Origin of the sequence: Bdellovibrio sp. HCB185ZH (assembly GCF_047302455.1) — a bacterium.
Classification (GTDB): Bacteria; Bdellovibrionota; Bdellovibrionia; order Bdellovibrionales; family Bdellovibrionaceae; genus Bdellovibrio.
In genome coordinates this window covers 3845443-3867861 of the sequence record NZ_CP178624.1, presented here as the reverse complement: position 1 = coordinate 3867861, position 22419 = coordinate 3845443, and the positions used below count along the sequence as shown (strand labels likewise).

18 protein-coding genes are annotated in these 22419 nt (G+C 46.6%); 5 read left to right on the top strand and 13 right to left on the bottom strand.

What is annotated here, in order from left to right; all coding sequences use genetic code 11:
- Positions 1-161: 161 nt before the first annotated feature.
- The 3 genes from ACLSU7_RS18745 to ACLSU7_RS18735 form a co-directional block, all read right to left on the bottom strand.
- A complete protein-coding gene (locus ACLSU7_RS18745) occupies positions 162-968 on the bottom strand; it encodes a DNA-processing protein DprA (protein WP_413293424.1) in 807 nt (268 codons plus the stop codon).
- Positions 969-1143: 175 nt separating this feature from the next.
- Entirely contained in the window at positions 1144-2793 is a 1650-nt protein-coding gene (locus tag ACLSU7_RS18740; protein ID WP_413293423.1) for a LysM peptidoglycan-binding domain-containing protein, read from the bottom strand.
- A 21-nt stretch (positions 2794-2814) separates the two neighbouring features.
- Entirely contained in the window at positions 2815-3339 is a 525-nt protein-coding gene (locus tag ACLSU7_RS18735; RefSeq protein WP_413293422.1) for a tetratricopeptide repeat protein, read from the bottom strand.
- A 512-nt stretch (positions 3340-3851) separates the two neighbouring features.
- Here ACLSU7_RS18735 and ACLSU7_RS18730 point away from each other — a divergent pair.
- Both ACLSU7_RS18730 and ACLSU7_RS18725 read left to right on the top strand, forming a co-directional pair.
- A complete protein-coding gene (locus ACLSU7_RS18730) occupies positions 3852-4568 on the top strand; it encodes a ComEC/Rec2 family competence protein (protein WP_413293421.1) in 717 nt (238 codons plus the stop codon).
- A gap of 320 nt (positions 4569-4888) precedes the next feature.
- The gene (locus tag ACLSU7_RS18725) at positions 4889-5311 is read left to right on the top strand and encodes a hypothetical protein (RefSeq protein WP_413293420.1); all 423 of its coding nucleotides are present in this window, start codon (positions 4889-4891) and stop codon (positions 5309-5311) included.
- A gap of 66 nt (positions 5312-5377) precedes the next feature.
- Here the strand turns inward: ACLSU7_RS18725 and ACLSU7_RS18720 are convergent, their stop codons facing one another.
- From ACLSU7_RS18720 to ACLSU7_RS18685, 8 genes are all read right to left on the bottom strand, one after another.
- Entirely contained in the window at positions 5378-5842 is a 465-nt protein-coding gene (locus ACLSU7_RS18720) for a hypothetical protein (protein WP_413293419.1), read from the bottom strand.
- A gap of 212 nt (positions 5843-6054) precedes the next feature.
- Complete coding sequence (locus tag ACLSU7_RS18715) at positions 6055-8136, bottom strand: TonB-dependent receptor (protein WP_413293418.1); 2082 nt, start codon at positions 8134-8136, stop codon at positions 6055-6057.
- A 24-nt stretch (positions 8137-8160) separates the two neighbouring features.
- The gene (locus ACLSU7_RS18710) at positions 8161-9438 is read right to left on the bottom strand and encodes a lysine N(6)-hydroxylase/L-ornithine N(5)-oxygenase family protein (protein ID WP_413293417.1); all 1278 of its coding nucleotides are present in this window, start codon (positions 9436-9438) and stop codon (positions 8161-8163) included.
- A 1-nt stretch (position 9439) separates the two neighbouring features.
- Positions 9440-11218 (bottom strand): IucA/IucC family protein, encoded by a 1779-nt coding sequence (locus ACLSU7_RS18705; RefSeq protein ID WP_413293416.1) that lies wholly within the window; start codon positions 11216-11218, stop codon positions 9440-9442.
- Positions 11215-12144, bottom strand: coding sequence for a GNAT family N-acetyltransferase (locus tag ACLSU7_RS18700; RefSeq protein ID WP_413293415.1), 930 nt, complete (start codon positions 12142-12144; stop codon positions 11215-11217). Before ACLSU7_RS18700 ends, ACLSU7_RS18705 begins: the two co-directional genes overlap by 4 nt.
- Before the next feature lie 8 nt (positions 12145-12152).
- Complete coding sequence (locus ACLSU7_RS18695; protein ID WP_413293414.1) at positions 12153-13931, bottom strand: IucA/IucC family protein; 1779 nt, start codon at positions 13929-13931, stop codon at positions 12153-12155.
- 1 nt (position 13932) lies between these two features.
- Positions 13933-15135 (bottom strand): MFS transporter, encoded by a 1203-nt coding sequence (locus tag ACLSU7_RS18690; RefSeq protein ID WP_413293413.1) that lies wholly within the window; start codon positions 15133-15135, stop codon positions 13933-13935.
- Positions 15132-16454, bottom strand: coding sequence for a PepSY-associated TM helix domain-containing protein (locus ACLSU7_RS18685; RefSeq protein WP_413293412.1), 1323 nt, complete (start codon positions 16452-16454; stop codon positions 15132-15134). The genes ACLSU7_RS18690 and ACLSU7_RS18685 overlap by 4 nt, the downstream gene beginning before the upstream one ends.
- A 163-nt stretch (positions 16455-16617) precedes the next feature.
- Here ACLSU7_RS18685 and ACLSU7_RS18680 point away from each other — a divergent pair, with 163 nt between their 5' ends.
- The 3 genes from ACLSU7_RS18680 (at position 16618) to ACLSU7_RS18670 (ending at position 20270) form a co-directional block, all read left to right on the top strand.
- Positions 16618-17259 (top strand): hypothetical protein, encoded by a 642-nt coding sequence (locus ACLSU7_RS18680; RefSeq protein ID WP_413293411.1) that lies wholly within the window; start codon positions 16618-16620, stop codon positions 17257-17259.
- Positions 17260-17382: 123 nt separating this feature from the next.
- Positions 17383-19041, top strand: coding sequence for a hypothetical protein (locus ACLSU7_RS18675; RefSeq protein ID WP_413293410.1), 1659 nt, complete (start codon positions 17383-17385; stop codon positions 19039-19041).
- A gap of 440 nt (positions 19042-19481) precedes the next feature.
- Positions 19482-20270, top strand: coding sequence for a murein L,D-transpeptidase catalytic domain family protein (locus ACLSU7_RS18670; RefSeq protein WP_413293409.1), 789 nt, complete (start codon positions 19482-19484; stop codon positions 20268-20270).
- Between the two features lie 213 nt (positions 20271-20483).
- Here the strand turns inward: ACLSU7_RS18670 and lpxC are convergent, their stop codons facing one another.
- Positions 20484-21395 (bottom strand): UDP-3-O-acyl-N-acetylglucosamine deacetylase, encoded by a 912-nt coding sequence (gene lpxC / locus ACLSU7_RS18665; RefSeq protein WP_413293408.1) that lies wholly within the window; start codon positions 21393-21395, stop codon positions 20484-20486.
- A 19-nt stretch (positions 21396-21414) separates the two neighbouring features.
- On the bottom strand, positions 21415-22419 hold the full coding sequence (locus ACLSU7_RS18660; protein WP_413293407.1) for an asparaginase: 1005 nt from the start codon (positions 22417-22419) through the stop codon (positions 21415-21417).

Sequence of the window (22419 nt, the reverse complement as noted above, 5' to 3'; positions counted from 1 at the left end):
GAGCGATGCAGCAGCATCCTTACTACCACGGTCATCCTTGACCACATCGCCCCTCCCTTGAATCAAATGGTAAGAGCAACTCCCCACGCCTTGCAAAAGATTTTTTTAGATCATTTCACTTTTTTCAGCACTCGTTTGTCATTCAAAATGCGCCACTATCCCTAGTGGGGCTCACTTGAAATACCCACAATCCCTGCTGTTTTAAAATTCTCGGTCATTAACTCGGAGTGAAATAAGGTGGACAAATCTTGGGCATCTCGCACCATTTGTGCGCCATCCAACAATAAATCAAGGCCCCCTAAAAAATGCGGATCCAAGGGATGACCCGGCACCACCCACACCGGACGCGAAAGTTCTGCGGCCTGATGGGCAGTAATCAAAGTGCCACTGCGGCGACGAGCTTCCACTAAAAGAGTGGCACAGCCAAGGGCCGCGATCAGACGATTGCGATGATGAAAAAGTCGCTTGTGCATCATCTGTTGTGGATCGTATTCGCTCAGAAAACATCCGCCTTGATCAAGTACGGGGGTGATCCACTCTTGTAAACTGCTGGGATAAATTTCTCCCAAGCCTGAGGGAAGAACGACAGCCGTGGGGCTGCTTTTGCGCAATGCCAGGGAATGGGCTTTCTGATCCACTCCTCGCGCGCCACCACTGATGACCAAGGGCATTTGCTTTTCTAAAAACAAAGCGAGTTCTTGCTCCATCCACTTTAATGAATCCGCACTGGGTTCGCGACTTCCAACAATAGAAATCGATCTTTCTATCATCCAGCACGGCGATCCGCGATAGGACAAGGTTAACGGAGGATCTGCCATGCGATAGCACTGTGCGGGAAATAGAGGGTCCCCATAACAGACGAACTGCACCCCCTGCATCTGCCAGCGAACAGTTTCAGCGCAAAGATCTTTATATAAAGCAAAATTCTTTTCTAAGGCCTCGCCCAGTTCCGGGAGATATTCCTGCATCGCTTGCCGGAGGTAAAATTCGGTCAAGCAGCCAATCCGCGACAGTCGCAAATAGGTCTGATGAATTTCATCACGATGAACGCGATAAAGAGGATGAGATTTTATAAGTTGAGAGAGCGCATGGATTTCAGTCATAAAAAAAGGCCCTGCAATTCGCAGAGCCTTTCTGAAGTGATTACAACTCAAGATCGAGATCTTCTGATCCGGACTCCGGCGAAACTGGAGGTGCGCCGCCTAAATCCAATTCATCTTCAATTTGATCACTGGATTCTGGCGTGTGACTTTCCTGAACATCCGGACCTGCAGAAGCGGTTTTAGCACCGATTCCAACATAGTCTCCCAATAAAATGTCTTCATTGGAGTTTGTCACATAAGCTGTGGCAAAGTTAGGTGTGACATTCACGACTTTCAAGGTCCCGATATTGCGATCATTCAAGACTGCGTTTGTCTGAGAGTTGCGAAGCGCACTGTCAGCATAGATGGTAAGATTCTGACCAACTTGGAAACCACGTCCGGAACCGCCATCCAGGAACACCAAAGAGTTTGAACCAAAAAGACCACGTTTTTTACCAAACTCCCCACCCATAATTTTCGCAGTGGCAGAGTTGTTCACCGTTCCTGGGCGAGGATCAATCATCGGAACTTCGCCGGGAACCAGAACGGCTCCAACTTCAATCGGTTGAATCGCTTTTTTCACGATCGCACGATAGATGTTTTTCTCGGCGTTTACTTTTTCTAAAACCTCAATGCCCCCTTGAACCTCCACCATGCGGCCTTTACGACCTTTCACCGCGGGATCAAAGACTTCACCCATGTTCTTTTGAACGATGTAGTTCTTTTCCTGGTTGCCGTTGATTTTCACGTAGATGTATTGAAACTCATTCGCAGTTTTTGAATCCAGTTCCGTCGCCGTTATAGTTCCCGTGCCCGGCACTTCGTTATCCGCAACGAAATAAGTCAGGTACTCGTAAGGGATCGGCATTTTGTTTTCTCGGAATTCAATTTCCACAGCCGAGCTGTCGTCATAAACGCCAAAGCGTCCTTTCGGCAAACTGTTCGGAAGCGCGCCTAACACAGGAACGTGCTTTCGACGAGTGGGTGGCACTGGAGGTTCCGCGATGCTGGGCTCAACGATTTTATCGCCTTCCGATTCCGCAACGGCTTCGCCTTCCTTACCGGCCACGGCAAGAGTCGGCGCATCCATCATCGTACCCGGATAGAATTTGATATTCATGTCCGGCGTGATTTCATGGGGATTCAAAATTGATCCATTATTCAATGACCAAAGTTTTGGCCAGAAATTTGGATCACCGAAAAAGGTATTGGAAATATCCCAAAGTGTATTGCCCTTTTCGACTTTGTAAACTTCAGATTTACGTGCACCAACGGCTTTATCCCAGGCTTCATCGGAAGTGGGCTGCTCGTTATATTTTTTGTAGATGTTGTGGAAGCGATTTTCTTTATTAAAATCTGGATCGCTGCTGCCGCCTGCATCTGAAAAACTTGCTGAAGCATCTGCGTGAGTCGGCGCCGGCACATCATTGGGCGCAGAAATTTCCGGAGTGGGAACATCCGGAGCTGCTTGCGGTGGAGGCGTTTCCACACTTTGTCCTGTGGAAGAGCCAGGTTGAATTTCGGTAAATTCAGGAACGCTTGGCTCCACTGGAGTTTCTTTTTTAGGCTCTAATACGTCTAATGGATCTGCATCCCACGTTGTGTCTGGTGGAGGTGCATCCTGCCCGTGCGCTGTTTGAAACTGCACCAAGAGCGCACAAAATATGATCGTCAATGAGACTGAGAACTTCTTGTTCTTCACTTTTTGCATCCTTGCAAGTGGTGATTATTCTTAGTTGAACTGTTTCAGTTCAGCATCTGCTCTGAAGGATTCTGGGCTGCCTGGATATTTTGCTCTTACTTCAACCAGGGAACGTTTCGCAAACTGTGTCAGGTTCATTCTTTTGTATGTCATCGCTTTTGCAAAACGAGCACTCGCAGCCTTATCGCTGTTTGGATATTCTTTTTCGATGCGACCGAAATAACGAATCGCTTCAGGAAAGTTGTTGTGCTCAACAGCCATTCTGCCCGCTAGGAACAACGCATTGTCCGCATATGTGCTTGCTGGAAAGCGCGTCAAAAGGCTTTGTAGACGGCTCTTCAAACCGATCTCATCATCACGTTGAGAAGCGCTTACCATTTCAGCATACAGAGCTGTGTCAGATTGTTTTCTAAAATCTTGTCCCGTCAATTCCACCAACAACGCTTGCTGTTTCGGCGTTTGTGCGGCGCCTTTGATCGTGTTTGTTGACTTGGCTGCGGCAGCCAACGGTAAGCTTAAAAGTAGTGTTGCTGCTAATCTTCCTAGTTGCTTCATCTCTCGACACTCCTTGATCTTTTACCAGTATGACATGCAATCCAAAGTGCAAACAAGCAGACTTATCCACACAAAATGTTGAGTTATTGTAATGCTGGACCTTGGACCTGTTGAATTTCAAGGGTTTCAGCGATTTGCATGAAAATTAAGCACAAGATAAACTCATGATTTCACTAATGTATTTTTTAAAATCGCACTATTTTACAGCGCTCTAATTTCAGATCTTACAATCCGACTTACACGGACGCAGAGGACTCACGACAGATTATTTTAGAAACCACGTCTGCAGCGGTTTTTGCTAAGTCCTCGATTTCATGATTATTCTACTTCTCCTTGCCTTGAGCTTGAGCAATTGCACGCAGGACACCATGCTGAATAATGCATCAAGCCTTTCTCAGAGTTATCAACAAAAGTGTCTTACATTACTCCCTCGCGAGTCAGAAAATTACTCTGCACTGACCTCAATAGTCTGTGGTGAAAAACTTCGCGATCAGAACCTGAAACAGAATTTGGTGAAGACATCGTTAATTCATATTTTCGTGATCTCCGGTTCTCATCTTATTTTGCTCGACGAACTTTTTGCGATTCTAAGAATTCCATTTTTTGTAAGATTCTTAATTTTAAGTTTTTACTCGCTAGTTGTGGGCTGGCAACCACCCGCCGTAAGAGCCTTGTCTGCATTGGGTTTGCGCGGGCTGTTCAAATCTCGTGGTTGGAAATTTCCACCAGATTTGATGACGATGATTGCAGGATGTTTCACGCTCGCACTTTTTCCTGCGTGGTGGAACTCCCCCTCACTGCTCATGAGTTGGTGTGCCAGTTTGGCACTGGCTTGGGCATCGCTGTTAAAAATTAAAAAAGTTTTTCATCGCTTGTTGTTCAATCAGTGCGCCGTTTTTATTTTCATGTGTGCTCCACTGTGGGGCTTGAGTTCCCTGCATCCCCTTGCACTGCTATACAATCTGTTATTAGGGCCGATTGTTTCTTACATCTTACTACCGCTAGGGTTTTTAAGCGTGATGATTCCGCCTATAGTGGCAGCCTTTGATTTTGTGATGAGTGCCTTTGCCCACATCCTGGAATGGGTCTCTGAACCTGTTCCCGCCGCTTCAGCGAAACAGATTTCGATATCCACATTGTGGTTTTGGATTTTTGCGTGGCACATTTTTTTTCACTCTATTCGCCTGCGACTCCGCCAGGGAAAGGATGCCGCGTGGAGTGGGTATTAAGATTCTCTTTGTTTTCGTTTTTGTTGATAACTTTTAGCGCAACACCTTTGGGAAATAAATCCGTGTTCTCATATCTCGTGATATGGAACGTTGGCCAGGGACAATGGGTGACTTCAATTGACGACACCACCTGCCGACATTTCGACGTGGGTGGCGAACGATTTCCCTGGGCGAAGATCGCAAAACTTTGCCGCGATAAAACTAACAAAATTTACCTGAGCCACTGGGATTGGGATCATATCGGTGCGTTGGCAAAATGGCCTTCATCATGGGAAAGCTGCCTTGCCATGAGGCCTCAGGGAACTTCATCAACGGGAAAAATGCGCTTGCTTGAAAAGTTCTCTGATTGTACGGGAGAGTTGGACATACCACATTGGCAGGGAATAACGGTGTTTAAAAAATCGAAAAAGTCTGAGCGCAAAGTGGATACCAATGCAGCAAGCCAGATCACTTCTTTTAAAGGATTTTTATTTCCCGGTGATTCCCCTGTAAAAGCGGAGATGCAGTGGCAAAATCTTTCTTGGGTGCGAGACACGCGGGTGCTGGTGCTGGGACATCACGGCTCGCGCACGAGTACATCGGATGAACTCTTGTTGCATTTGCCTTATTTAAAAATTGCTGTCGCATCAGCGCGCTATGCAAGGTACAAACATCCTCACGCAGAAGTTATTTACCGACTTAAAAAACACCGCATTCCCCTGCTGAAAACAGAGGATTGGGGAAATATTTGGTTTGAATACTAGGGTTCAATCAGCACGATGGAATTTTCAGATGGAATCCTTGTTCTGAAACTATCGTGAGGATGTTATTTAAGGAGAGCATTTCTGAATGCCTTCGGTGTCATTGCGGCATTCTAAAGGCTTTTTGCAGAAGTCATACTGAGAGGCACAAAGCTGGTTTGCACTCCCCTGGCCGTATTCACCACCAACACAGGCTTTGATGCCGTCACCGCGGTCTTTACAGCGTGTTGGGTATTTGCAATAGGAATTGTTATCCCCGCAAAGATCGCCGTTACTGCCGGCATTGGGAGACGAATCCAGGCACAGCATCACCTTATCGCCGCGATCCTGACATCGTAGTGGATAGGCACACAACCCCGGAGCGCCAGCGCAATTATCGCCTTTCTTGCCTGAACCCATTGTGTTGCCTACGCAGACGACTTTGCCATCGCCACGATCGCGACAAACTCCACTGCCGCGACAATTGCAGTCAATACCGATGGCGAAACTAACAGAAGACACAAGGATAAGAATAAAAGCAGATAAAATTCTCATTCTGAAATCTTAAATGCATTTGAAACAAAGATGCAACTCACACGAAACATCCAAACATTTACCTTCGCTTCGGTAACCGAATGCATCATCGCGGATCCACTCGGCAGATCGCGAAGGTTTATTTCCGTTTCCGCAGACGCATGCAGCACGGGAATAAAAAAAGGCCCCCGTTTTGGCGGAGGCCTTTTCTGTGTTTCACTTTTTAAAATCTGTTACCAGAAGTACGTGACACGCACGCCGAATTCGCGTGGGGAATTTACTTGGTAAACTTTTGTTCCATAGAATGCGTTACTTGCATCGTATGTCACATATTTTTGGTCAAGGACGTTACGGATATAGAACTCAGAGTTCAAATTCCATTGCGCCATCAAATACGCCAAAGACGTATCCAAGTACCATTGTTCCGGAACGGATTTCGTGTTTGCAGCATCGGTGTAGCTGGAAGACAAATAGCGAAGCGTATTATCCCAGTTCCAAGAATCTGTCGGCTTGAATGTGTAATTCAAGCTTCCTGTCCAAGGACTCGCGAATGGGAACTCATTATCGTCATAGTTTTGATTCAAAGGACCTTTAAAGTCGAGGAATCGTGTGTGATTGTAACCCACACCTACCGTCAGCGCATTGTGTGCGTTGATACTCCAAGTTGTTTCCAGCTCCGCACCGTAAACTTCAGAGCTTGCCGCATTGACGATCGCCGAGTTGTAAGGGTTGTTCGCTGCGTATTGTACCAGAACCTGTTGATCCACCCAGTGAGTGTAGAACACGTTCGCTGCCACTTTTAGCTGATCTTCAACGCGCTTATAGCTTAATTCAAAATTATGAGTCGCTTCAGGATCGTACTCTGCCACCGTAGATGTCCAACGATTCACGCTGACACCACCAGTGCGGTAACCTTGAGTATAGGAAATACCGTAAGAGCTGATACCTTCCGTCAGGATGTAACCGATTTTAGGAAGCAGGATGCCGCCCTCTTCGTTACCGCTTGCTGTTCTCGTTGAACCGTAAACGATATAAGAGTCGTACTTGTTCTTCATGTACTCATAACGTAGACCCAAGTTCATGGCATGAGTTTCATTGAACTTATAAAGCATCGAATCAAAGATCGCGTACGTGTTTTGGTACTTCTCAGTTTTTTGACGAACTGGGATCGGACCTGGAGCTAACACGTTGAAATTATAATCATCTTTGATGATGTAATCGTGATAGTGCAAACCCAGAACGTTTTTAACCTTTTCGCTTTGATATTTATACAGGTTTTCAACGCTGAGGTAGCTGTCCGTGTGGTCCTCGTAACGAGTTCCTGCAGTCGCAGCAGAAGTTCCGTCCGCATCGGCCGTCGCGTCCTGGTCACTTTGAGAGTAAGCCAGAATCGTCTCATTCGATGAGTTCTCGTTGATTTTTTTAGTATAGCGAAGGCTTGTTTGTTGATTGTTCGTCAACGCACGGTTGTCGACATCTTCATAAACTTTATAGTCAAATGGATCATTGGACTGAGAATATGTTCCGCCCGCTTCCGTGTTTAGAACTTTGATATTCCAACGAATCTCGTCGAAAGCGTTCAATTTATAAACCAGATCCTGGGAGATATAGTTCTTATCCTGACGTCCCCAACGATCGTTTCCTGTTGTAACGTTCTCGATGAAACCATCATAACGTTCTACATTCACAGAGGTACGACCGAAAAGATTTTCGCTGAATTTATAATTGGCAGCGGCGCCGACTTCTTTGTAGCCATAGCTACCCAGACCGACTTTCGCAGCCCCTTCCGTTGCATCTGTGGCTTTACGGTGGAACAAAAGGATATTACCCGCAAGGGAGTTAATACCTTGAGTTGTGGATTGAGCACCACGATAGATTTCCACGTGATCCAAATCCCAGAAATCAAATGCGCCGGCAGAGATCGCAAGATCCGTTTGGAAAACATCGTCCACCAGGATCGATGCCAAATTGTCCTTTTGGTAACCCGTCACACCGATATTGTTAATACCGCGAAGACTGAAGGTGTTGTCGTTCTTGTTCACTTGAACGTTGGGAAGACCATTGATGGATTTTAAGGAGTCAGCCTTAACCCCCTTATCGTAAGACTCTGCCTGGATGACCGTGATGGACTCGGTACTTTCCAAGTATGACTTGTCTTCTTTATTCCCCAGAATCTGCACTTGTTGCAGCTTATACGTTTCTGCGGGCTTTTCTGTTGTCGTCGTCTCTGGTGTCGTCTGTGGTGGTTGTTCTGACGTCTGAGCATGCGCTAGGCTTGCCTGGATCGTGAACAATGCTGCGATGAAAATTCTCATTACTCTCTCTTCCTTCTTTCCCTTTTATAATCCTTTATAGCTAACAAAATTAGGAACCATTTTTGATGTTTTATAATGCTCTTTACCCAACATGTCGTTCAGGATGGTCGCGGATCTCCAGGCCATCAAGCTTGTTTGCGGTTCAGAGATTCCATGTCCATGACGGCTAAAGTTCATGGCATAGATCTTATTCTGCTCAGGGCCCTTCCACTTCACAGAGAAATTCTTCTGCAAAATAAAGCGACCGGTGTTGTCGAAATCAATCATGTGTTGAATCGGTTCAATGATATGCGGGATGCGTGTTCTAAAGCCCGTGCTTAGGATCACGATATCTGCATGATGCGTTTCCGTTTTGTTCGAGAAGGTGCTGCTGACAGTCAGCTTATAACCATTCCCCGCCTCTTCCAGACGATCCATACAACGTGAAGGCAAGATCTCAACGATTGCTTCACTTTGATGAACGTGGCGCATTTGATAAATGTCATTGTAAAGAGCTTCCAAATACTCAGGAGTATTGCCGTCAGAAGCCATTTTCTGATGTCGAACGATAGGATCTTTAAGATTTTGATCCAAACCAAAAAATTCTTCTACGTAATACGGCGTGAAGTATTCATTCACGAACGGAGAGTTATCCAACGGCTCCAAGTTCGCACGGCTGGAAATCAGGCGCGTGCTGGATGGCTCGCCCCATTTCCCTTTAAAGCAGTTACGGAAAATTTCAATCCCCGTTTGCCCGCCACCGATAACAACCACGTTTTTACCTGTGACATCCAAAGATTTAAGGTAAGGCGATTTCGCATGGAATACTTTTGGACCGATAAAATCCTTGGCAAAATCAGGAACGTTCGGAGTCAAACCCGTTCCAATACAGATATTGTCGGATTTTGCGATGTTGTTTCCAGAACGAACGTGGAACTGACCGTCTTTGAAATTCACTTCGTCGATTTGTGCGCCAAAGTTCAGGCGGTGATTCAATTGTCTGCTGACCCATTGGCAGTACATTTCAAATTCACGGCGAGTCACCACTTGGCGATTCGTGTTCATAAATGAGTAATACAAACCGTTTTGAACCAGATAGTTCATGAAACTGTAAGGGTTCGTAGGATCCGCCCCCATCACCAGGTCTTTCAGGAAGGACGTCTGCATTTCCGAATCTGCGAACATGATTTCTGAATGCCAGTCGAAACTGGGTTTGCCATCAAAGAAAGCACTGTGGATCCCCGCAGTTTTATCTGCCAAGGCCGCAAGGCTTAGATTGAAGACGCCGATACCAATTCCTATAAGATTGTACTTTTGTTCCATCTTACAGTGCTCCTTTATTCAATCCCAACACAATGGGATTCATAAGTTCGTCACCGACCATGGGGACCGGGCGTTCGTGAGAGTCGGCATAACCGATCTTGAAACGCACCTTATTTACCAGCACACGAGGCATTTTTTCCGCCAGAAGGTTGACGCTGTCATCCACATTCAGGTTTTTCCCTGTAGTTGAAAGATAATCGCGAAGGACTTCACCCAGAATTCCGTAAAATTCGTATTCTGAGTATCCGTCGCACTCTTTCAAAACTTCAGAGATAAAACGTAGAACCGTGACAAAATGTCCCGTGAACAAATCGTGAATCAAATAGTTACGAGGAAGCTGCAACAAATGGCTCGCCAAATTCGCAGACTCCTCTACCAGGACGGATCCCTTCGCCACGCGAAGATCTCCCTGGAAATCTTTAATGATCAAACCCACCGGAGCGTGATCTTTAAGTTTCAAAACAATGTTTTGGCCGTGGGAAACCAAACCAATGCCGTATTTCAACTGCAGGTGGTACAAAGGTACAACAACCACTTCGAAGTACTTACGTAACCACTGCGACATCGTGAGTCCCGAAGACGCCACGTAAGCGCCCAGCAAAGAACGGCCTTCTGTATCTTTATGAAAGAAACTGCCAGTCAGAACGGAAGATTCCCCAGGACCCGCTTTGGATTCGGCGCACTCTCTCCAGATTGCCCCCAAATATTCGTGATAGCGATACGGAGCCAGAGCGACCTGTTTATAGATGGGATGCTGAAAGCTCACGCCAGCCTTTTCACTTAAGACTTGAACGTTCTTAAGAACGTCGTCTTTCGCGCAAATGTCGTTCATCTTTTGCGACAACTCGCCACCCACTGGAATGTATTTCGCAGCGATACCGCGGATGCTGGAGGTGTTTAGGATCGTGACTGGAAGTTTGATATCCCAAAGACCCGGACGACTGACATTTGAAAGCGTGCGAATGGAAATTTGCGGTTGATACGCGTCACCGAAAACTCCTAAAGCTTTGATCACGCCTGTGGAAAGTTCAGCGGCAAATTGTACCTGAATAAAACGATCCCATTGCCATGGGTGAACTGGAACGAAAACGTGCTCTGACTTACTGATTTCAAAATCAGCAAGCACCTGATTGAAACGCTTTAGTTCCGCTTCATCCATGGACTGCGCCAAAACAACATCCGTGCTTACTCCGGGCATCGAGGAAGCCAAGGCTGAGTTTTTACGAACCGCTAACCACATCAAACGAATAAGGGGCTGGCTTTCAGGAGCAAAATCTGCCAGATCGCCTTCACTCCACGTGATGCGGCCTTTGTTCAATAAAAGTTTGGGATGGCCATTGAGGATTGATTGAATTTTTAGACCAGACCATGTCGTCATATCTGAGGACGATTGCTCGGCTTGCTTTTGTTCAATGCGCAGATCGGAAAACAGGGTGTTGTGCATTTCTTCCAGGAAATTTCCAAGAATGATGTCATCCATGCCCGTTTCTTTTTGGCAGTCGATAAAAAATTGGCCCGCACTTTTCACGGGCATTTTAATACCGTCCACAACGCGAACGATGGAATCAGCTTCAACTTTTATGTCGGTCCAGATCCCCTGCCACCCCTGACAGTGATATTCAATGCCACTTTGTAAAGCGAACACGAAGTTCTGACCATCGGTGGAGGATACCTTCAGAATTTGCTCATAGCTAAGCTCCTGAAGGCTTTTCGCCACCAGGTTCTGATTCACCCGCACCCACGCAGATCCCGAATGAAGAGTGTTCGCTTTTAAATTCACAGGAAGTTCCCTAAAAAGAATTTTTCGCGGCGGCACTCAAGAAGTGCTGCACGTTTATGAGGGAAATCAAATTCCTTCACTTTTCTCCACGCCGGGAACGTCTCCACATAACGGATGATGCGTTGATTGTCGGAGCGTGGCTCTGCCATAATTTTACGAGTGCGGGGTTCTTCCAGGAACAAATAATGGCTCGCAGATTTTAAAATAGCATCGGTATTTTTAAAGCCCAGGTATTCCATGTTGCCAATAAGTAAATGGAAACCACGGTCAAACGCTTCGGATTCATAATAAGGCCCCAAACGATCTTCCAGGGTCCAATACATTTCGAAATACCCGACAGGGACTCCATCAAATTCGACGAAGGTTGGAATGGAATGCAAATCGACCAAACCTTTTTCAAGATATTCTTTAAGTTCCGCCTCTGGTTTTGCCAGCTCCCAGAACTCGTTGACGTAAGGTTGGTTGTGCCAAAAGTGGAATGTTTTTAGATCGCGCTCGACATCGACAACTCGAAAGCTAATGGTTTTGCCCACGGCTGGGACGTAACGGGAATAAAGCAAATCTCCAGGGCGAGGTTGCGGGCGAACTGGATGACGAACATCGCCAGAATACATCCACTGCTCTGGTGTTAAAATTTGGGTTCCGTAAGTGCACCACAACGCTGGATTTTGATAAAAGTCGGCACGATGTGTAGCAATTTGATTTACGGAAATCGTTTTAAGTTCGGGCTTATGAGCAAACAAGTGCTCCATTGCAATTAACGAGGCCGCGGAAGAAGAATCCTTACAGCTCAACTGAATTTTTTCGACACCGTTTTCGACATTAAATATCACGTTGGATTCAGGCCCTGAAACGGTCAAAACTCCATCAGCCAATTCCGCAGTAAAATTTTTCTTTTCTTGAACGTGCAAGTAAGTTTGCTTCATAAATCGTCCTAAGCCTTGGCTGTTGCTGCCGCAGCAATTGGGTTTTTAATCAGATTGTAAATAGCCAACGGATTGGCCGTGGTGTTTTCGTTTAAGTTTTGCAGACTGCAAGTGAAGTTCCCTTTGTGCCAGATTTCATCCTGATCCAAAAGATAGTTCAAACAAGATTTATCCTGAGGATTCGACGCGCGAATGGCCAAGAGGAAGTTGCGTAGGTCCGTCACTAACTCGTCTTCGCTCACCCAACCGTCAGCCGCGATGGCTGCGATCACATTAAAGGTCGAATTGATCATCAGGTAATACGCAAAAAGAATATTGCCCTTATCATCCAAAATATTTCCGTTTTCCATTTTAAGGCTAGAAACATCTTTCCCATACAAAGAGAAACCAAAATGACTGTAACCCGTTCCTTGGCAGTCGCGGAAATAAGCTTTTTCAGGGAAGTTGGCCTTTAAGCTTAAAATTAGATTTTGCTGATGGGCACCCAATAGAATTCCGTAATTGGCTTGAGCATGCACCAGGGGCTTCACAGCTACTTCAAGGTAGCGCGCAAACCACTGTTGAGAAATTTCACTTAAAGAGCGATGGGTTTTTTCGGCTTCTTTACGAATGGCTTTTTGAATCAGGTTTTCACCCCCCAGAGGGTTATCCTGAGCCAATGTTGAAAGCACCACGGCTTCTTCATTGTTGTTTTCCGTAAACGGATTTTCACGGCAGACCACAATGGATTCCGTCAAAATTTCGCCAGCGGCATCTTTGAAAGCCATGAAGGCCGGTTCAAAGACGATGTGGAATTGTGGATGCTTACGGGAAAATTCCTGCGCCTTAGCTGTCATAAAGACATCATAAACTTGCAGACCGCGAACCACTTCCACCGGAGTCAAATGACGGATAGAGTTGGTCAGACGAAGTGTCAGCGAGAACTTCATCATATAAGGCGAATGCGCCCCATAAATCGAACGCAATGAAGTCGTCGGGTACCATTTCTTATCGGCTTCACCCAAATCAATCAGGTCACCGTTTTGCAAATACGTTTGCACTACGGGATTTTTCAGTAAGTGTTGTTTTTGCCACGGATGAACCGGGAATGGGATAAAGCCCGCTTTTAATTTAGCCGAGGCCTGTTCTGAGTTTTCAAAGTCTTTCAAGAACGCATCCAATGTCCACTGCTCAACTTGAAACTTAGCTGCTTTTTCGTTAGCAACGATTTCCGGTTTCGCCAAAAACCAGTTCAGGGCAAAACTTCCTGCCATCTCTGGCGAGTACTGGCGATAATCGACCTCATCGAAACCTTCACGCATTTTAGGATAGGGATGAAAGTTATGACCAATCATCAAGCCTTGTTCGGCCTGCTGGAAGTTCATCGGTTCAGAGTAAATGCTTTGCAAATCTTCTTTACGATAACTCAAGGCCAGCTCAATGTTTTCGACGCTGTTTTTTAGGCGTTCCATAAAGACTGCATCGTTGCCGATGCTATTTGGGAAAACCGTCGTCAGGTGTTTCACCAATTCAGAAGCCACTGTCAAAAAGTCAGCTTCAGTAAGTTCACCAACTTTTTGAATATAAAATGTCGAATGATATTGATGACGACCCATCAAAGAACTGCGGGTCAGAGGCAACAACATCATCGCGCCATCATTCAGGTTCACGGTAAGGACGAGCTTGCAACCCGTCTTAACAGAAATTGCCGTGGGAGCTTCAGTGATGGAATAGTCAAACCACTCACGGAAAAGGGAGTTAAAGAAACAAGAAGCTGAATGACGAAGTGAAAGTTCGTGCAAATTCATATTAGGCCTCCCCAGCCACGACTGTGCGCTGGCGATATAGAACTACGATGCTGACCATCATCAAAACCACCAATGAGACCAACAAAGTTTCCAACGAGAATAATTTAATTTTCAAAGTAACCGCCGCTAGAGCCCCACCCACCGCATAACCGATGGTATTCGCAGCGCTCACGATTCCCGCTTTACGACCAAGACCCACGTTTTCTGGATCCACAGTCGTCATCAAAGTCAGATAGCATGGCGGCACCAAAGCAATCCCGACAGACAAGAACACGATCGCTGTCCAAAGTTGGGATTCCATATTCATCACTTGTAAAAGAACGGAACCCGCGAGCAAAGTTAATGCGCCCAGGACCAAAGCGCCCTGCCAAGGATTTTTAAAGAACATACGACCCAAGAGCTGGGTCGTGACAGCGATGACTGCACTCACCAATAACAATTTGGCCATCAAGACACCCGAGTCCTGACTTGATAAAGAGAAACTGTGTTTCAAAATAACTGCCAAGGAAGAATTCAAAATACCGATAAAGCTTGTGAACAAAACTGCTAAAAGGAAAACCCAGCGCATGCGGTTAAATGCCAAACCCCAAGCCGAAACATCCGACTCTTTCGCCGCAGCTGTTTTCATCTGTGGCGCTGATAAACGCAATGCCCAGACATTCACCGCCAATAACACCAAGATCCAGAATAGGAAACCAACCAAAACCTGATCCATATTTTGGCCACCACTGACCAAAACATAAATCGGGCCTAAAGAGCGACCCATATTTAAACTCATTGAATTTGAAATCATCGCCTTCATGGCAGACTTGGATTCAGAAAGGTCCACTTGCAAAGCTTGCGCAACAGGAACCACCGCAGAAGCCAGCAAACCATAAATCACACGACTGATGATTAAAAGCACCAGGACTGCAACGGGTCCAATTTTCTCTCCCCATTGAGTCAATGCCCACAACATTAAAGTTGAAACACCGAGTCCTGCAAGGCCCGCAAGCAAGATGGGCTGACGACCCACTTTATCACTTTTCGCTGCCCAATACGGAGAAGACCATAAAAATAAGAACGACCCGGCACTAAATGTCGCCACCACCGAAGACAGACTCACGTGCATCGTTTCTGCCAAATATGGCAAAAGCGTGAACAGCAGAATCTGTAACGCACTGAAGGTGATGGTATTTAGGTTTGCCAGGATCGCTAAATTCACGAATTGCCCCTTTTACCACGCAGGACAACGGCTCCCGTCAAAATTAACGGAACCAAAAGAACGTACCCTGAAGCCATCGCAAAAGTGCCACCCAAAATAAAGGCACCAATGATCATGACGGCGGTCACGACAAATAAAACCAAAGGAATGGCAAAACGATTTTTAAACAAAGCACTCTCAGAAAGCTTGCGGGTTTCCATGGAAACCCCTTTAGCTTGTGTGGCTTTTTTACGTTTGTACCAAATCACCAAACCAAAGATCGGTAGCAACAACGAGAACAGTGAAAAGCCCAACCAGACGATTTTTAAAAACAGACCGCCATAGTTTCCGAAATGCAACGGCTCTGACGCCAAGGTGATCTTCATGTACCAAGGTAGCTCACGCACTTCACCTTGAGTTCCCGTCGCGGCATCGACCACCACCAACTGAGTCATGCGCTCGGTTTGGGGTGTGTTACCAACCATCACCACCAAGAAGTGATTCGGCGGAGAAAACTGTGTATCCGGCATAGCGATGTAATCAACTTTTGCATTCGGCAAGGCTTGCTCAGAAGTTTTGATCACTTGATCTAAAACAGAAGCGTTGTGAACGTGATCGTTATCACCATGGACATCTTTGTACTGCTGAGTGATCTCTTTGAGTTCTTGATATTGGTAAACTTTGATCAAGGTCGAGCTGATACCCAAAAAGAAACCCGTGGCACCAATGATCAAGCCCCATGCAAAAACACCGATGCCGATGTAACGATGCATATCTGAAAACCAATGACGTGGAGATTTGATGCGCACTTCACCGAAGGCGACTTTCTTGGCGAAGTTTCCATAAATGAAAAATCCAGAAAGCATCACAAAGAAATACAGCAAGCCGATCAAGCCTACATAGATTTTCCCATAGGAGCCCAAGAAGAATTCACGGTGGAGTTTAAGCATCCAGTCCATGAAAGAGCTTTTACCCGCTTCCGCATTCAATTCAGCCCCTGTGTGCGAATCAAACATAAGCTTGCGTGCCCCACGGAACATTTTGGAATCATTCATCCCCAGGCGAACGTTCAAGATGTTTTCGTGTTCATCGTCTTTGAAAACTGCAAGGGGTCTTTCACCAGGAAATTTCTTAAGAACATCCGAAAGCAATGTCGAATAGGACATTGCCGCCTGTTCAGCAGTGACCGCTGAGGCTTCTTGGACAGAACCTTCGACTTCTTCTTTGAAGAGCAAGATCGAACCACTGATGCTAAGAAAAATAAAGTGCACGGCCACGAAGAGACCGAGATAAATATGGGCTTTGTAAAAGAATCGGAAGGCTTTTGTTTTGAGTGTCATACGTATTGGGTGAAATAGGTACCACACAGAGTGAAAAACCACAAAAATTTGACCTTTGTGAGGAGTTGTTGAAAACCTATTGGGAAGATATTTTCAGAGTGTCAAAATACCTGACAGCGCGACATAAATTGCCAAACATTTGTGAACTTGATTTACTTTAAGAATGAAGAAGCAAAAGGCTATTCAGGCCATCGAAAAAGAAGGAATTTTGCTGGTATACCCTATCAAAAACAGTCCAGAACCGGACTCGTTATGGGCTCATCTTTGGCCAAGATCCAAGATGGTTTGGGAGTGGGACGCTGACGCTGATCACAAGGTTTCGGACCTGTGGCTTCTGAAAGAGGAACTGTCTCGCTCTGGCAAAGTCGTTTATGCAAAATGGTACCAGAATCGCGCGACATTTTTCTCTCAGGAAACTTTTGTGAACATGCTGGCTTTTCAACGCAGCGAAGCTCCCCTTTCTCCTAACAGCCAAGTCATTTTGGAAGCTTTGGAGATGGACTCCCCCTTATCGACGAAGCAACTGAAGGAAATCGCCGATCTGCAGGGTCGCGATATGGAATCGACCTACAACCGGGCCATGAAGGCCTTATGGCAAAGGTTACTCATCGTCGCATATGGTGAAGTTGAGGACTCAAGTTTTCCATCTACTGCGGTGGGTGCCAGCAAAACACTTTTTGAGCCGCTGTGGGAGCAGTCTTTGTCGATTTCCCCTGAAAATGCAGAGGCTTACTTGATCAAAAAGTTAGGCGCGGAAAACAAATTTTGGAAGTTTGCCAAGAAAATTCAAGCTACCAAAACGTAATGTATACTAAACCTGCCATGAAAGTTCTGCAAATCTACAAATCCGAGTGAGTTTCCAGAGCCAAAACCTCTAGTTCGCGCTATAAACGGGCCCTATTTTTCCTTTGCGAACTATGGAGTCAAAATGAAATCAACATTAGCATTGTTCTTACTCGTGTTGGGATCTACGGTCACAACATCTGCGCTTGCTGGTGCCCGCGACTGGCGCATCACTCAGCCTGCTTGGACAGAAGAACACGAATACCAATTTGGCCAATTCGTTACTAAATTGGGAAATGCTGTTGAAAATCGCCGCTGTGCTACTGTTACTGAGTGCTTGAATAGTCCAGCCAATATGTTTTACGGAACAGATCCAGGCGGTCTTAAATTTTTCGCAGACTGCGCAGACCTTCCTTACTACCTTCGTGCTTACTTTGCCTGGAAAAGTGGTTTGCCATTTTCTCAAGCGACAGGCTTCACTGCAAATCCTGCAGGACCTGAAGACTTCAACAAAGATATTCGCTACTCCACAAACGGCAACTCCGTAAAATATCGCAAAGACCTTTTGACCAAAAGAAATACATTGCGTCGTGCGGTTTATCCTGATGCGGTTAGCTTCTTGAATTCTGATTTGATTAACACGGTATCAACTGCGGCCTACCGCATGATTGGTGACGTCCAGGGTGCTTCCTATTCTGATTTTTATCCTGCTCGCTTAGACCGTGTGGGTATTCGTCCCGGCACTGTGATCTATGATCCGAATGGTCACGTGGCCATCGTTTACCGTGTCACTGAAGCCGGTCGCGTTTTGTATATCGATGCTCATCCTGACAACACTTTGACGATGGGTCTTTACACTTCCAAATTCATGCGTTCCATTCCTGGCCAGGGTGCGGGGTTTAAGAACTTCCGTCCCTTGCAGTTAGTGGGCGCGAGTTTCGATAATGGCACTTTCGTGGGTGGTCGTATTGAAGCTGCTGATAACAGAAATCTTGCAGCTTATGGAACTGAACAATACTACGGCAATGCTCCCGATCCAGGCGGTGATTGGAAAAAAGGTCAGTTTGTTTTCAAAGGCCAAGTGACGAATTACTTCGAATACGTTCAGTTGAAACTGACTAACGGTGAACCGGTTATCGATCCTCTTTTGGATATGAAATTTGAAGTGATCGATATCTGTTCTTCTTTGAAAGACCGCGTGGCTGCCGTGGAAATGGCAAGACGCGAAGGCATTCCTTTGAAGCCACACCCGGAACGCCTGCCCGTGAATATCTTTGGTGCCACGGGTGAGTGGGAATCCTACGCGACACCTTCTCGCGATGCTCGCTTGAAAACATCTTTCATGGATATTTTGAATCAAGCGCAAAAAGCGATGAAGAAATATCGCGCCGGCGATCGCACTCTTCGTTACAACGGTGGCAATCTGGCGAAAGACCTTTTTGCGGTTTATGCACAAGAAGCGACAATGTGTAAGTTCTCTTACACGACTTCCAATGGCCAAACTTTGTTGATGAATCTTGAGGCGGCCCGCCAAAGACTATTCAACATGAGCTTTGACCCGTATCACTGCCCGGAAATGCGCTGGGGCGCTCGCAAACCTCAGGAGCTTCAATCGTGCACCGATGATCAAAACAAACGCGCGTGGTTCGATGCTGAAAGATGGCTGCGCAACCAAACAGACCGTCGCTATGACGTGCGCATGGACTACACAGTTGATCAATTGGGTGCCGGCCCGAAACCTGGGGTGGGCGCGCAAACGGCGCCAGACATCGACATCGTGACATACCTTAAATCACAAATGTAAAATACTTTTGGTAAATCCCTGTTCAATTTAGCGCGGGGATTTGGCGGAAGCGGAGTGGAACCCTCTGCATTCCGCGACACGCCATCCGGGCTCAGCCGTGGCTCGCCTTTGGCGAGTGCGCGCCATCGTGGCGCCCACGGAGGTCGCTGCATGCAGAGGGTTCCACTCCGCTTCCGCCAAATTTCGGTTTTCTTGAAAGAGAATTTTTAAAAGTATCAGACGGATGATGACGCTTTGCTGTGTGTACGGTGGGTGTGAGATGGCATTTGGACGTTTTGAGGGGTGTTTCACTGAGTGTTGTTGCAGGTGTGCAATTTAAGTCGTGGAAAGTGAGAGTATTTTGCAGAAATTACTTTGCGTGGTTGATTCTTAGATCTTTCACTTTTATATCCTCGAATAACGCACCAAATTTTGAACTGTTCTGCAAATCCGGGGGATCTGTGAAAGTACAATTCGCTCTTGTAAGTGTCTTATTAACTCTGATGACGGCGACTGCTATCGCGGGCCCCGCTTCTGATGTGATGGCTAAGATTGTCTCTCAAGGTGTTCCAACCGATGCATTGGATCGCATGGTTCGCTTCTTGGATGAAAACCATGGTCGTTCCTTCCAACAAAGCACTTATGACTGCGCTAAATGGCCTGACACTATTCGTCCTTGTGATGAATCCGAACGCCGCCCGACAACGACGGTTGTGACATTGGAATATCCGGAATTGGTTTCCATCGTTGATTTCACTCAAGCTTCTACAAGCCGACGTTTTTTTCTGATCAACTTAAGAACCGGTGATGTAATTCGTTATTACGTCGCTCACGGCAAAGGTTCTGGCAACAGCAACTACGCAACAAGATTTTCAAACATCAAAGATTCCAAACAAACATCTTTGGGCTTTTATTTGGCGGGCGGAATTTATTCTGGCTCTTACGGAAAAACTTTGCGCATGTACGGACTGCAACCCTCAAACGATCAAGCCTACAACCGCGATATCGTTTTGCACGGCGCTTGGTATGTGGGTGAGGATTTCATCAACTCTAAAAACCCTAAGACAGGTCAACCTTTCGGCCGCTTGGGTGTCAGCTGGGGCTGCCCGGCACTTTCCTTGTCGATGGCATCCAAAGTGATTCCACAAATCCAGCAAGGCAGCGTAATCCTGCACTACCACAAAGACCTCATGGAAGCCGCAATGACCGGCAACGAAGTAACAGTCAACGAACCCACAAGAAAAAAATAAAGAAAAAGGCGCTCTAAAAAGCGCCTTTTTTATTTACTATCTCCGCATCGGTAATCGCATGCATCACTGAAATAAAACCGAAAACCAAGGTCGGTCAAAAAGGTCCAGATGCAAGGCGGAGGTTGATCCCCGCAGCGCAGGCGTGCTCCTCGCACGTCGGAGCGAGGAGATCAGCCGACAACGCAGTCAGATGGGCCTTTTTCACCGACCGCCCTAGCGGGCGTCTAGTGTCCATCCGGAGAAGCGTTGTACTTCTTCGCTGATATCGGCGCCTAGCTCGACGTGGCGGTATGATGTTGGGGAATCCCAGATCTTTTTAACTAACTTGTTCATGACGTCGTGGCCTGCTTTGTATAGCACCACGTGACCCATCATTGGCATTTCCAAGGTCACGAGATCCCCCAAGGCGTCCAGGGCTTTGTGACGAACGAATTCGTCAGCCCAGCGCAAACCATCGGGGTTGATCACGTCCTCACCGTCAAGCACGATACAGTTATCAAGGCTACCACCTTTTGCAAGCCCACGGGCTTGCAATGCCTCGACGTCTTTTAAGAATCCAAAAGTACGGGCGCTGGCGATGTCACGACCAAAAGATTGTTCGTTGATATCAAGATCAATCGTTTGTTTGCCAATTTTAGGATGTGGGAAATCAATCGTCACAGTCACACGCAGGCCATGATATGGCACCACATAGGCGTGCTTTTCGCCCTCACTGAAATAAATGGGCTCTGTGATGTAGCAATACTTACGAGGCTGATCTTGCTCGACGATGCCTACTTCTAACAAGGCTTTCAGGAACTCTCCCGCACTGCCATCGCAGATTGGAATTTCCGGACCGTCTAATTCAATAAAAAGATTGTCGATACGAAGTGCTGAAAGCGCTGACAAACAGTGCTCGATCGTTGCCACAGAAAACGCTTCGCCACCGATTGTCGTTTGGTGACTGGTTGCTTGAACATTCTTAGCTGTCACTTTAAGTGATGGGGACCCTGGCAAGTCCTTACGAATAAAGTAAACGCCCGTATCCGGTGGAGCCGGGCGGAACGTGAGCGTGCACGCGTCCCCGGAATGAATACCAATACCGTTGACCATTGTCTTTTTACGAATCGTTTTTTGTAAGAACATGAGACTAGTTTATCACTAGCTACTGGGGCTTAGCAATGCGTAAGGTTCCGACGTTATCACCCTTCCAATTGGTGATGTGAGGTTGAGTGAATTTCGAGAGTGCCTTGCCTTCATCCAGATTCATACCGCCCAAATGCAATAAAACCTGCGAGGCCGCAAACTGTGCCGCGCGACCCGCGCCATCAGCGACTTTCAGGGCGAAGGCCACTTTTTTATCAGGCAAGAAACCCGCAAAAACACCCTCGGCTCCACCTTTAATAATTGCGCGACCCTGTGTCTTTTGAATCACACTTGTGGCGAAATCGTCACTACCCGCCACAAAGAATGGATTGCTAGTCACCACTCGAGTCAGACGTTGGGCCGCTTGTTTGCGGCGCTCGTTTGCATGCTGATTGATGAAAGTCGACATGCCAATCGCGATGGCTTGCAAAGGCACGGCATAAGTTTGAATCCCGCACCCATCAATGCCTTCAGGAATTTTTCCGTGATCCACCTTCATTGTTTCCGTCAAAATATTGCGCAATCTTTTTTGAGCAGCGTGATCGTGTTTTTCATAGCCATGATAATCTTCACCCAAATGCAGACAGGTTGAAATCAGTGCGAGATGTTTTCCAGCACAGTTATTACAAAACGCCGTGGGCTTTTTATTATGACGGATGAACTCATGGGCAGCAGCTTCGTTGTACGGCAAATGCGGACCACAGGCCAACGCACTTTCAGCAACACCGATTTTGTGTGCCCAAGCAGACAAAGCTTCCAAGTGTTTGGGCTCCCCGCGATGAGAAGCACAAGCTAACGCCAACCATTCGTCTTTAAGTTCAAATTTATCTGCAGCACCGGATTCGATCAAAGGCAGTGCTTGAAGCATTTTGATCGCGCTGCGCGGATAGGTGGCGTAATTGGTATTACCCCACCCATGCAAAAGATGACCAGCCTCGTTCACCACAGCCACCATGACTTGATGAACACTCTCGACCACATGTCCTCTAAGGACTTCGACGACGAGAGGCTGTCTTGTAAGCAT